We start from the raw sequence: 11,987 nt of genomic DNA, 5'->3' as shown, positions 1-11,987 counted from the left end.
CGCTCCTCAGGCTTGGGCGATCAGACGGTCGTAAGCGTCTTGATCCAGCAGTTGGCCGACAGCCGAGGCGTCGGTTGGCTTGAAGCGGAAGAACCAGCCTTCGCCCAGCGGATCTTCGTTGACCAGTTCAGGGCTGCTGTCCAGCGCCGGGTTCACTTCCAGCACTTCACCGTCGAGTGGCATGTACACGCCGCTGGCGGCTTTTACCGATTCCACGGTGGCGGCTTCAGCGCCTTTGTCGTAGGACTGCAGCTCAGGCAGTTGTACGAAAACCACGTCGCCCAGGGCGTTCTGTGCGAAAGCGGTGATGCCGACTGTGACGGTGCCGTCAGCTTCGGTGCGCAGCCATTCGTGATCTTCAGTAAAACGCAACTCGCTCATGGAAACTCCTAAGGGGGCCAGACTCGTCAGGTGGACGCGATTGAATGCTCGGCAATGCCGTACTTTATGGATGGTTACTAAGCAAAAACGCGGCCAATGTTATTTATTCTTTATAAATCAATAAGTTATTTGTTTTTGCGGAAGAGGGAGAAGGACTTGCTGTAGCGAAATCGCTACAGCACAGACTGAAGAAAAAAGCTGAGGTGGATCAAAGCCTTGCACAGCGGCGATCAGGAGAGGGTGTAGCGATATCATTCCACTGTAGCGCTTTCAGTACAGATGGAGGTCGTTTTTGAATTCTGTTTTGAAGGCGATGCAATACGTGTGGGAGCGGGCTTGCTCGCGAAAGCGGTATAACACTCAACATGGATGTTGACTGACACTCCGCCTTCGCGAGCAAGCCCGCTCCCACATTTGACCGAGTGATGCTTTAAGGCTTATTGGGTATGCCGTACTTACGCAACCGATGGGCGATCGCGGTATGGGAGGTTTGCAGGCGGTTGGCCAGTTGGCGGGTCGAGGGGTAGCTGACGTAGAGCTTTTCCAGCAGGGTTTTCTCGAACTCTTCCATGGCCTGTTCGAGGCTGTCGACCTCGCTGTCGCTCTGGCGCGCCACGGAGGTGCCAGCGATGTCGAGGTCGCCGATGTCCACCAGGCTGCTTTCGCAAATCGCCGCGGCGCGGAAGATTACGTTCTGCAATTGCCGCACGTTCCCCGGCCAGCGATTGTCTAGCAGCGCCGGATAAGTGCCCGGCGCCAGGCGACAGACCGGGCGCTGGATCTGCGCGCAGGCCTGCTGCATGAAGTAGCGTGCCAGCAGCAGAATGTCCTGGCCCCGTTCGCGCAACGGCGGGACTTCGACATTCAGCACGTTGAGGCGATAAAACAGGTCTTCGCGGAAGGTACCTTCACTGACCATTTTTTCCAGATCGCGGTGAGTCGCGCTGAGGATCCGCACATTGACCTTCACTTCGCGATCGCCACCAACCCGTCGGAAGCTGCCGTCGTTGAGAAAGCGCAGCAGTTTCGCCTGCAAATACGGCGACATTTCACCGATCTCGTCGAGAAATACCGTGCCCTGGTTGGCCAGTTCCATCAGCCCCGGTTTACCGCCCCGTTGCGCGCCGGTGAAGGCACCGGGGGCATAGCCGAACAGCTCGCTTTCGGCGAGGTTTTCTGGCAATGCCGCGCAGTTCAAGGCCAGGAACGGCGAACCGTGGCGGGCGCTGATGGCGTGGCAGGCGCGGGCCACCAGTTCTTTACCGGTGCCGGTCTCGCCCTGGATCAGCAACGGTGCATCGAGGGCCGCAACCCGTTGGGCGCGAGCCTTGAGCGTACGAATCGCCGGGGATTCGCCGAGCAGGGCATCGAAGCCTTCGGCGTGATCGTGGTGCAGCGCCGAGAGGCGTTCGCCGATGCGGTTCGGTTGATACAGGGTCAGCAGCGCGCCGGCGTCGGTTATCGGCGTGGCGTCCAGCAGCAGGGTCTGGCCGTTGACGGTGATCTCCCGCAGCGGCAGGCGGAAGCCGTTTTCCAGCAACGTGTCGAGCAGCGCCGGGTCGGCAAACAGCTCGCTGATGCTTTCACCCGCCGGTTCGCGGCCGTACAGGGCGATCAGCGCCGGGTTGGCCAGCAGCACCTTGCCAGCGCTGTCCAGAGCCAACACCGGGTCGGTCATGGCGGCGAGCAACGCATCGAGCTGCAAGTGACGGCGCTGGCCGGGAAGAATGTCGACCACCGTCACCGCTTGCACGCCGCGCACGCTGAACAGTGCGTCGCGTAGCTCTTCGAGCACTGCCGGGCTCAAGGTCGGGGCGTCGATGTAAACATTGGGCGGGACCATTTCCACCGCATCCAGATTGAGATTGCGCCCACCGAGCAGGGCCAGGACTTCCTGGGTGATGCCGACGCGGTCGATGAAGCTGACGTGGATACGCATGGGGCGGTTGGGTTCTGGAGTGCGAAGGGTGGCAAGTATGCCTTGGGGCGGGCCAATGGTGAAATCCTGCGCAGGACTTCAGGGCTACACCGAACCAATGTGGGAGCGGGCTTGCTCGCGAAAGCGGTATAGCAGGCAACATTTAGTCGACTGACACTCCGCCTTCGCGAGCAAGCCCGCTCCCACAGGTTCAGCGTTCATCCAGGGTTATTCGAAGTTCTCGAGGTTTACCGGGTCGCCGGATTTCATATCCAACTGCTTCCGGATGTCTTCAAACATTAAATCGTAATGCTTGTGAACCGAGCCGATCTGGCTGTGTGTCTTCGGGATTCCGTACTTCTCGGCGATTTTCGTCACGTTGTTGGCGAAGTTGTAAGCCTCCTCCTTGGGCAGAAAGAAGGTCTCCGTCATGTCTTTTCCCTGCATGCTGCCGTGCATGGTGAACAGAATCCCTTTGCCTTTCTTGGGATCCTGCGAGACTTCATAGTCGAGGTGCACGTTGTAGTTGACATCATCCGGGGTCAGCGCGTGGCGCTCGATGTGCAGATGACCGGGCTCAAACGTTGCCATTGACGTCTCTCCTTACAAGTAAGTTATGTCAGGTGTCGCCGTACTGATACGCGTGCCGGCCTTGCCCTGGACGATCGCTTCGATGTCCGAGAGTGAACCGATCACCGCGGTTTTTCCAGTATGGCGGGCGAACTCGCAGGCCGCCTGGACCTTCGGTCCCATGGAGCCGGCGGCGAAGCCGAGTTTTTCCATCTCATCGGGGTGGGCCTGGGCGATGGCTTTCTGGGTGGGTTTGCCGAAGTCGATGAACGCCGCATTGACGTCGGTGGCGATCACCAACAGATCGCTTTCAAGCTGTTCGGCCAGCAGCGCCGAGCACAGGTCCTTGTCGATCACCGCTTCCACGCCCTGCAGTTTGCCGCTGGCGCCATACATCGTCGGGATGCCACCACCGCCCGCGCAGATCACGATGCTGCCTTTTTCCAGTAGCCACTTGATCGGACGGATTTCGAAGATGTGTTTAGGTTTCGGGCTGGCCACCACGCGGCGGAATTTGTCGCCGTCCGGCGCAATCGCCCAGCCTTTCTCGGCGGCGAGTTTTTCCGCTTCGGCCTTGGTATAGACCGGGCCGATGGGTTTGCTCGGATGCTGGAACGCCGGATCGTTGGGGTCGACTTCGACCTGGGTCAGCAGGGTGGCGAACGGGACTTCGAAGTCCAGCAGGTTGCCCAGTTCCTGTTCGATGATGTAGCCGATCATGCCTTCGGTTTCGGCACCCAGCACGTCCAGCGGGTAAGCGGACACCTGGGTGTAGGCCGCCGCTTGCAGCGACAGCAGGCCGACCTGCGGACCATTGCCGTGGGCGATCACCAGTTGGTTGCCGGGATGGACCTTGGCGATCTGTTCGGTGGCGATCCGGATGTTGGTGCGCTGGTTGTCCGCGGTCATGGGTTCACCCCGGCGGAGCAGGGCGTTACCGCCCAGAGCAACGACGATACGCATAATGCAGTCCTTCTAAACAGAGGTTGCGGGCGATTCGATCTCCCTGTGGGAACCGGGATTGTGTGGGAGCGGGCTTGCTCGCGAAGGCGTCGTGTCAGTCGACATCAATGTTGCCTGTTACACCGCTTTTCGCGAGCAAGCCCGCTCCCACATTGACCGTGTTTCGCCAGGAGTGACCGAGCCGGGCCTTTAGATATCCGCCAGCGCCGACACCAGAATCGCCTTGATGGTGTGCATGCGGTTTTCCGCTTGCTCGAAGGCGATGTTGGCCGGCGACTCGAAAACGTCTTCGGTCACTTCGACGCCGTTGGCCAGGTGCGGATAGCGCGCGGCGATGTCCTTGCCGACCTTGGTTTCGCTGTTGTGGAACGCCGGCAGGCAGTGCATGAATTTCACGCGCGGGTTGCCCGAGGCCTTCATCATCTCGGCGTTGACCTGGTAGGGCAGCAGTTGCTCAATGCGCTCGTCCCACGCCTCCACCGGCTCGCCCATCGACACCCAGATGTCGGTGTGGATGAAGTCCACGCCCTTGACCGCTTCCTTCGGGTCTTCGGTGATGGTGATGCGCGCGCCGCTTTCCTCGGCGAAGGCTTTGCACTGATCGATGAAGTCCTGATGTGGCCACAGCGCTTTCGGTGCGGCGATGCGCACGTCCATGCCGAGTTTGGCGCCGATCATCAGCAGCGAATTGCCCATGTTGTAGCGGGCATCGCCGAGGTAGGCGTAGCTGATGTCGTGCAACGGCTTGTCGCTGTGTTCACGCATGGTCAGGGTGTCGGCGATCATTTGCGTCGGGTGGAATTCAGCGGTCAAACCGTTGAACACCGGCACGCCGGCGAACTTCGCCAGTTCTTCGACAATTTCCTGTTCGAAGCCACGGTACTCGATGGCGTCGAACATCCGCCCCAGCACGCGGGCGGTGTCTTTCATGCTTTCCTTGTGGCCGATCTGCGACGACACCGGGTCGATGTAAGTGACGTGGGCGCCCTGGTCATGGGCTGCGACTTCGAAGGCGCAGCGGGTGCGGGTCGAGGTTTTTTCGAAGATCAGCGCGATGTTTTTGCCTTGCAGGTGCGGACGCTCGGTGCCGGTGTACTTGGCGCGTTTGAGGTCACGGGACAGGTCCAGCAGGTAATTGAGCTCGCGAGTGGTGTGGTGCATCAAACTCAGCAGGCTGCGGTTGCGCATGTTGAAAGCCATGATTGGATCTCCTTGGGTATCGGTTATCCCCCGGGCCGCGCTGGATAAGCGGCGGCCAGGGTTTGAGAGTTAATAGTCGATAGGGTCACGGATGATCGGGCAGGTCATGCAGTGGCCGCCGCCACGCCCGCGACCGAGTTCACCGGCGCTGATGGTGATGACCTCCACACCGGCCTTGCGCAGCAGGGTGTTGGTGTAGGTGTTGCGGTCGTAACCGATCACCACCCCGGGTTCCACGGCCACCACGTTGTTGCCGTCGTCCCATTGCTCGCGTTCGGCGGCGAAGGCGTTGCCGCCGGTTTCCACCACGCGCAGCGCTTTGAGGTTGAGGGCCTTGGCCACGGTGTCGAGGAAGCTGGTTTCTTCGCGGCGAACGTCGACGCCGCCCGGTTTGCTTTCGTCAGGGCGCACACTGAAGGCGACGATCTGGCTCACCACTTCCGGGAAAATGGTCACAAGGTCGCGGTCGCAGAAGCTGAACACGGTGTCCAGGTGCATCGCGGCGCGGGACTTCGGCAGGCCGGCGACGATCACCCGCTCGACGGCTTTGTTTTTGAACAGGTTGACCGCCAATTGGCCGATGGCCTGGCGGGATGAACGCTCGCCCATGCCGATCAGCACCACGCCGTTGCCGATCGGCATCACGTCGCCGCCCTCAAGGGTGGCGCTGCCATGGTCCTGATCCGGGTCGCCGTACCAGATCTGGAAGTCGGCGTTGGTGAACTGCGGATGGAATTTGTAGATGGCGGTGGTCAGCAGGGTTTCCTGACGGCGCGCCGGCCAGTACATCGGGTTGAGCGTCACGCCGCCGTAGATCCAGCAGGTGGTGTCACGGGTGAACTGGGTGTTGGGCAGCGGCGGCAGAATGAAGCTGGAGTGACCGAGAAATTCGCGGAACATCTGGATGGTCTTGCCACCAAAGCTGTCCGGCAGGTCATCGGCCGAGACACCGCCAATCAGAAACTCGGCGATCTTGCGCGGCTCCAGGCTACGCAGCCAGGATGCGGTTTCATTGACCAGACCCAAGCCCACCGAATTGGCGGTGATCTTGCGCTCCAGGATCCAGTCCAGCGCTTCAGGAATCGCAACGATGTCGGTCAACAGGTTGTGCATTTCCAGCACATCGACGTTGCGCTCGCGCATTTTGGTGACGAAGTCGAAATGGTCACGCTTGGCTTGAGCCACCCACAGCACATCGTCGAAAAGCAGTTCATCGCAGTTGTTCGGGGTCAGCCGCTGGTGGGCCAGGCCGGGGGAGCAAACCATGACTTTACGCAGTTTGCCGGCTTCGGAATGGACGCCGTACTTAACTTTTTCGGTGGTCATTACAGTGATCCTCCAGATGACAAATGGGTCAGGTGTTACAGGGTCAGGAAGCCGTCATACAGCCCGTAAGCCGCCACCAGGGCGCCCACGACGACCGCTGCGAAAATCAGCTTCTCGACGTTGGTGAAAACCGGTTTGTTGACTTCAAGCTTGGCCTTGGCGAACAGGATCGCGCCGGGCGCATAGAGCAGGGCGGAGAGCAGCAGGTATTTGACGCCGCCGGCATAGATCAGCCAGACCGCGTAGGTCAACGCGACGGCGCCGATGAACAGGTCTTTCCTGCGCTCGGCCGCAGCGTTTTCATAACTCTCGCCGCGCACCGCCAACAGCAGCGCGTACGCCGCCGACCACAGGTACGGCACCAGAATCATCGACGTGGCGAGGTAGATCAGCGACAGGTAAGTGCTGGCCGAGAACAGCGTGATGATCAGGAACAGCTGGACCATGGCGTTGGTCAGCCACAGCGCATTGACCGGCACATGGTTGGCGTTTTCGCGGCGCAAAAAGGCCGGCATGGTGTGGTCCTTGGCGGCGGCGAACATGATCTCCGCACACAGCAACACCCACGACAGCAGCGCACCGAGCAAGGAGATGATCAGGCCGACGCTGATCAGCACCGCGCCCCAATGACCGACCACGTGTTCCAGCACCGCGGCCATGGACGGATTCTGCAGTTTGGCCAATTCCGGTTGGGTCATGATGCCCAGCGACAGCACGTTCACCAGCACCAGGAACAGCAGCACGGTGATGAAACCGATGACGGTGGCTTTACCCACGTCGCTGCGTTTTTCCGCACGGGCCGAGAAGATGCTCGCGCCTTCGATGCCGATGAACACCCAGACGGTGACCAGCATCATCTTGCGCACCTGGTTCATCACGCTGCCCAGGTCCGGGTTTTTCAGACCCCAGATGTCGGCGGTGAAGATCTCCAGCTTGAAGGCGAAAATCGCGATCAGGACAAACAGCAGCAGAGGCACGACCTTGGCGACGGTGGTCACCAGGTTGATGAACGCCGCTTCCTTGATGCCCCGCAGCACGAGGAAATGTACGCCCCAGAGCAACACAGACGCGCCGATCACGGCAGCAACCGTGTTGCCTTCGCCGAAGATCGGAAAGAAGTAACCGAGGGTGCTGAACAACAGAACGAAGTAACCAACGTTACCCAGCCAGGCACTGATCCAGTAACCCCAGGCGGACGAGAAACCCATGTAGTCGCCGAAACCGGCCTTGGCGTAGGCGTAGACCCCGCCGTCAAGATCTGGCTTGCGATTGGCCAGGGTCTGGAACACGAAGGCCAGGGTCAACATACCGACGGCGGTAATTGCCCAACCGATAAGAACGGCCCCGACGTCGGCACTGGCGGCCATGTTCTGGGGCAGCGAGAAAATCCCGCCACCGATCATCGAGCCGACCACCAGCGCAACCAGAGCGCCAAGTTTCAGTTTTCCGGGGGATTCAGACATGCATGACTCCAGTGCAGGAGAAAGAGAGAAAACAGATTAATTTCGTTTGCTTTTCAATCATCTGACTTGGATCAATGCATGATCACATTCCGTTGTTAACTAATGACTTATGTCGTTTTTATAGGCGTAAGGTTATTGCCGGAAGAGCTCTTTCCAGAGGCCTCGGCTGACGATTGGAGAAATAAAGCGCATCGATTGAAGTTTAGACGCTAGTTTGTTTTTATGTTTTGGCAAGTGATCAGTTCTGATTTTGGAGTGATATGGATTTATTCGAATATACAGACAAAACTGCGATTTCCAGTCAGCGCGTTAGCGTGAACAGCTATAAATAAAAGACAGAGATTGGCGTTAATGAATAAACGTTATTACGCTTTATCTATTTAGTTAAAACTAACAATGTGACGGTCTCGCGGTGATAGTCGCGGCGGGAAATGGAGACGCCCGAATGCCGCAACCGACGCAAAAGCTTCGCCTGAGTGCGCTGATCGCTTTGGTGGTGGGATCGATGATTGGCGGTGGGATTTTTTCCTTACCGCAAAACATGGCAGCGCGTGCCGATGCCGGGGCGATATTGATTGGTTGGGCGATTACTGCTGTGGGCATGCTGACTCTGGCCTTCGTCTTTCAGACCCTGGCCAATCGCAAGCCGGAACTGGACTCCGGGGTGTACGCCTACGCCAAGGCAGGCTTCGGCGATTACATGGGTTTCTCGTCAGCCTGGGGATACTGGATGAGTGCCTGGCTGGGCAACGTCGGTTATTTCGTCTTGCTGTTCAGCACCCTCGGTTATTTCTTTCCGGCCTTTGGCCAGGGCAACACACCCATCGCCATCGGCTGCGCGTCGGTGCTGCTGTGGGCGGTGCATTTTCTGGTGCTGCGCGGAATCAAGGAAGCGGCGTTCATCAATCAACTGACCACCGTGGCCAAGATCGTGCCGCTGATCATGTTCATCGTCATTGCCGCTGTGGCCTTCAAGGCAGACATCTTCACCCGCGACATCTGGGGTCGCAGCAACCCGAATTTCGGCGGCGTGATGGACCAGGTGCGCAACATGATGCTGGTCACCGTGTTCGTTTTCATCGGCATCGAAGGCGCCAGCGTGTATTCGGCGAGGGCGCAGAAACGTTCGGACGTGGGCCGGGCGACGGTCATCGGTTTTATCGGTGTGTTGGCGCTGCTGGTGCTGGTGAACCTGTTGTCGCTCGGCATCATGAGCCAACCGCAATTGGCTACCTTGCAGAACCCGTCGCTGGCGGCGGTGCTGGCACATATCGTCGGCCCTTGGGGCGCGCTGCTGATCAGCATCGGCCTGGCTATATCACTATTGGGAGCTTTGCTGTCCTGGGCGTTGCTATGCGCCGAAATCCTCTTCGCCACCGCGAAAGACAAGACGATGCCAGCCTTCCTGAAAAAAGAGAACGCCAACCATGTGCCGGTCAACGCACTGTGGCTCACCAACGTGATGATCCAGATTTTTCTGTTGATCACGCTGTTTTCCGCCGGTACTTACACCAGCCTGATCTACCTCGCCTCGTCGATGATTCTGGTGCCGTACCTGTGGTCGGCGGCGTATGCGGTGTTGTTGAGCGGGCGAGGGGAAACCTATGAGCATGCTTCGGCCGAGCGCACGAAAGACTTGCTGATCGGTGGCATTGCCCTGTGTTACGCGGTTTGGTTGTTGTATGCCGGCGGCGTGAAATACCTGCTGCTCTCGGCGTTGTTGTATGCACCGGGGGTGATTTTGTTTGCCCAGGCCAAGCGGGAGCAGGGCAAACCGCTGTTTACGTCGGTGGAGAAGGGGATTTTCAGCTGTGTGGTTGCCGGGGCGGGGTTGGCAGCCTATGGGTTGTACAGCGGGTTACTGTCGTTGTGAGGTTGTTGCTGGCGTAACAGCCTTGCGGCTGTTGCGGGGGATGGATGCGTTTCCGGGTGGGGGGCTGACGGCTCGTGAATTTTGGGTGCGGGCCGAGGCTTGGCGGCCCTGTCGAGGGTATGCGGCGCAGGTGCTTTGGACATCGCTGAGCCGGCCGGATTTGAGCTGAGCTGAGCTGTGTAGTGAACCTACGGGCCCCTTCGCGAGCAAGCCCGCTCCCACATGTGATCGCATTCCTCCAGGAAAACCCGGTCAACTGTGGGAGCGGGCTTGCTCGCGAAGGGGCCCGAACAGTCACCACCACTGCGCGCGATGGGAACCCAATTCCCCGGCCGGCAGCGCCCACTGCAGCGGCGTTCCGGTGATTTTCAGTGGCACCTTCAGCCGATGGGCCGGCCCCCAAGGTGTCTGCTCAACCAACACCCCTTGATCGCTCTGATCCTCCGCCGGTAATGCCTCATCGGTCCCCGCACCCTGTTCAATCAGCAACTTGGCAGTCCGCGCCAACGACAACCTGGCCGACCCGCCACGTCCCAATAACTTGATCGCCGCCGCTGCCATCAAATACCCGGTGGCGTGATCAAGCGCCTGCACCGGCAGCGGCGTCGGCTGGTTCGCTTTCTTCCACTGCATCCCCGCTTCGGCAATCCCGCTGCTCATCTGTACCAAACTGTCGAACCCTCGACGGTTCTGCCAAGGGCCGCTCCAACCGTAGGCGTTGAGGCACACATCAATCAGGCCAGGCGCCAGCTTTTGACGCACGACGACGCCGTAGCCCAACCTTTCCAATGCATCGGCGCGGTAGCCGTGGAGCAGGATATCGGCGTCCTTGAGCAGGCTTTCGAACACCACACGATCAGTCTTGTCGTGCAGATCCAGGCGCGCACAACGTTTGCCCAAAGTGACTTCCGGCACTACGCCCGGTTCGTTCCAGGTTGGTGGGTCGATGCGCAACACATCGGCGCCGAGACCGGCGAGAAAACGACTGGCGATGGGGCCGGCCAACACGCGGGTCAAATCCAGCACCTTGATGCCCGCCAGCGGTTGCGCCACCGAACCCCGCCACGGCTTTGCATTTTCGCCGCTGTCGGCGCTGAACTGAATCAACGGCTCGGCGTTCACCGCTACACCTTGGGGATGCGCTTGCCATTGCGCCCAGCTGCGCATTTCGGCCGCACAACCACCGGCATCGACTACGGCCTGTTCCAGATCGCTTTTGGCCCATTGAGCTACCTTGCTCGCCATCGCGGCGCGGTCGGCACAGGCGCCGAGGACGCTTTCAGCGGCGGCACGATGATGAGGTGCGTTGGTATGCAGGCGGATCCAGCCGTCCTTGGTCGCATAGTCGCCGGCGACCGGATCCCACAACGGTGGAACGCTCCAGCCCACGGGGCGGATCGACGTTGCGAACCAGAACGACGCCAGGCGCCGGTCGACGTCAAGAGTAGGCAAACGGCCGGTGTGTTGTTGCAGCCATTCACTGACAGCCTGACCGGCGGCGGCAATGCTTGCGCAGGCAAGGTCGGTGACAGCAAATGCCGAGGGCAGGGCGCCGCTCGAGGTGAACGGGATGGGTGTGTGGGGCAAGCCGAGTGCGGCTTGAATGGACGTTAGTAAATCAGTCATCGAAGGCCCTCCGGAGCGAGAGCCCGAGCATAGATCAAAAAACTGGCGGGTCGGATGAAATCCTGTGGGAGCGAGCCTGCTCGCGATAGCGGTCTTTCAGTCGACATCCATGGTGAATGTCATCCGTCATCGCGAGCAGGCTCGCTCCCACAGGGGATTTGTGTCAGGAGGGTATCGAGAGTGATTCCGGGTGCTTTACCCGCGCCCCAGCAAATAGGTCGCGTAATCCGGGATGCGGTGTTCGTGAGCCTGATCCATCAACGGACTGCTGAGCAGGTAATCGGCGCTGCATTCGTTGCAGGCCACCGGGATGTTCCACACCGCCGCGACCCGCAGCAGGGCCTTGATGTCCGGGTCGTGGGGTTGCGGTTCGAACGGGTCCCAGAAGAACACCAGCATGTCGACCCGCTGCTCGGCGATTCGCGCGCCCAGTTGTTGGTCGCCGCCCAGCGGACCGCTGATCATGCTTTCCACCGGCAGGTCGAGGCGTTGTTGTAACAACAACCCCGTTGTGCCGGTGGCGACCAGTTCATGTTGCGCGAGTTTGTTTTTTTGCCGCTCGGCCCAGTCCAGCAAAAATACCTTGCAGTGGTCGTGGGCAACCAGGGCGATACGCTTGCGCGCCGCCAGGGTCTTTTGCGTAAAGCTGATACCGATCATCGCTTGC

The 11,987-nt window shown here is 59.8% G+C and carries 10 protein-coding genes and 1 pseudogene; 2 read left to right on the top strand and 9 right to left on the bottom strand.

What is annotated here, in order from left to right; translation table 11 throughout:
* Positions 1–6: 6 nt before the first annotated feature.
* From gcvH to arcD (KW837_RS18955), 7 genes are all read right to left on the bottom strand, one after another.
* Positions 7–381, bottom strand: a complete 375-nt coding sequence (gene gcvH / locus KW837_RS18985) for a glycine cleavage system protein GcvH (RefSeq protein ID WP_123495486.1) — start codon at positions 379–381, stop codon at positions 7–9.
* A 430-nt stretch (positions 382–811) separates the two neighbouring features.
* A complete protein-coding gene (locus KW837_RS18980) occupies positions 812–2,320 on the bottom strand; it encodes a sigma-54-dependent transcriptional regulator (RefSeq protein WP_218397910.1) in 1,509 nt (502 codons plus the stop codon).
* A 207-nt stretch (positions 2,321–2,527) separates the two neighbouring features.
* A complete protein-coding gene (locus tag KW837_RS18975) occupies positions 2,528–2,890 on the bottom strand; it encodes a DUF5064 family protein (RefSeq protein ID WP_123495482.1) in 363 nt (120 codons plus the stop codon).
* 12 nt (positions 2,891–2,902) lie between these two features.
* On the bottom strand, positions 2,903–3,832 hold the full coding sequence (gene arcC, locus KW837_RS18970) for a carbamate kinase (RefSeq protein WP_218397907.1): 930 nt from the start codon (positions 3,830–3,832) through the stop codon (positions 2,903–2,905).
* 189 nt (positions 3,833–4,021) lie between these two features.
* Positions 4,022–5,032, bottom strand: a complete 1,011-nt coding sequence (locus KW837_RS18965) for an ornithine carbamoyltransferase (protein WP_123495477.1) — start codon at positions 5,030–5,032, stop codon at positions 4,022–4,024.
* Positions 5,033–5,101: 69 nt separating this feature from the next.
* Entirely contained in the window at positions 5,102–6,358 is a 1,257-nt protein-coding gene (arcA, locus tag KW837_RS18960; protein ID WP_123495475.1) for an arginine deiminase, read from the bottom strand.
* A 35-nt stretch (positions 6,359–6,393) separates the two neighbouring features.
* A complete protein-coding gene (gene arcD / locus KW837_RS18955; RefSeq protein ID WP_218397905.1) occupies positions 6,394–7,821 on the bottom strand; it encodes an arginine-ornithine antiporter in 1,428 nt (475 codons plus the stop codon).
* A gap of 445 nt (positions 7,822–8,266) precedes the next feature.
* Between arcD (KW837_RS18955) and arcD (KW837_RS18950) the strand changes: the two genes are divergently transcribed.
* Together arcD (KW837_RS18950) and KW837_RS28835 are read left to right on the top strand one after the other, a co-directional pair.
* Positions 8,267–9,694: an arginine-ornithine antiporter gene (gene arcD / locus KW837_RS18950; RefSeq protein ID WP_192343881.1), complete on the top strand. Its 1,428-nt coding sequence runs from the start codon at positions 8,267–8,269 to the stop codon at positions 9,692–9,694.
* Positions 9,695–9,713: 19 nt separating this feature from the next.
* Positions 9,714–9,863 (top strand): annotated as a pseudogene (locus KW837_RS28835) (DNA-3-methyladenine glycosylase 2 family protein); the annotation flags it as partial.
* Between the two features lie 125 nt (positions 9,864–9,988).
* On the opposite strand, the gene KW837_RS18945 reads toward KW837_RS28835, so the two are convergent.
* Together KW837_RS18945 and KW837_RS18940 are read right to left on the bottom strand one after the other, a co-directional pair.
* Positions 9,989–11,320, bottom strand: coding sequence for a CoA transferase (locus KW837_RS18945; protein WP_218397903.1), 1,332 nt, complete (start codon positions 11,318–11,320; stop codon positions 9,989–9,991).
* A gap of 195 nt (positions 11,321–11,515) precedes the next feature.
* Positions 11,516–11,980, bottom strand: a complete 465-nt coding sequence (locus tag KW837_RS18940; protein ID WP_123495468.1) for a methylglyoxal synthase — start codon at positions 11,978–11,980, stop codon at positions 11,516–11,518.
* Positions 11,981–11,987: the final 7 nt, after the last annotated feature.

The sequence above is a fragment of the Pseudomonas sp. PDM24 genome (genome assembly GCF_019218905.1).
Taxonomy (GTDB): Bacteria; Pseudomonadota; Gammaproteobacteria; order Pseudomonadales; family Pseudomonadaceae; genus Aquipseudomonas.
The sequence above is the reverse complement of the archived record's forward strand: the minus strand, read 5'-3'. Positions and strand labels throughout refer to the sequence as shown.

Bases quoted from the DNA above. Each gene is read 5' to 3' on its own strand.
- gcvH (WP_123495486.1), bottom strand. From the start codon at position 381: ATGAGCGAGTTGCGTTTTACTGAAGATCACGAATGGCTGCGCACCGAA.
- arcD (WP_192343881.1), top strand. From the start codon at position 8,267: ATGCCGCAACCGACGCAAAAGCTTCGCCTGAGTGCGCTGATCGCTTTG.
- arcA (WP_123495475.1), bottom strand. From the start codon at position 6,358: ATGACCACCGAAAAAGTTAAGTACGGCGTCCATTCCGAAGCCGGCAAA.
- KW837_RS18980 (WP_218397910.1), bottom strand. From the start codon at position 2,320: ATGCGTATCCACGTCAGCTTCATCGACCGCGTCGGCATCACCCAGGAA.
- KW837_RS18965 (WP_123495477.1), bottom strand. From the start codon at position 5,032: ATGGCTTTCAACATGCGCAACCGCAGCCTGCTGAGTTTGATGCACCAC.
- KW837_RS18975 (WP_123495482.1), bottom strand. From the start codon at position 2,890: ATGGCAACGTTTGAGCCCGGTCATCTGCACATCGAGCGCCACGCGCTG.
- arcC (WP_218397907.1), bottom strand. From the start codon at position 3,832: ATGCGTATCGTCGTTGCTCTGGGCGGTAACGCCCTGCTCCGCCGGGGT.
- KW837_RS18945 (WP_218397903.1), bottom strand. From the start codon at position 11,320: ATGACTGATTTACTAACGTCCATTCAAGCCGCACTCGGCTTGCCCCAC.
- arcD (WP_218397905.1), bottom strand. From the start codon at position 7,821: ATGTCTGAATCCCCCGGAAAACTGAAACTTGGCGCTCTGGTTGCGCTG.
- KW837_RS18940 (WP_123495468.1), bottom strand. From the start codon at position 11,980: ATGATCGGTATCAGCTTTACGCAAAAGACCCTGGCGGCGCGCAAGCGT.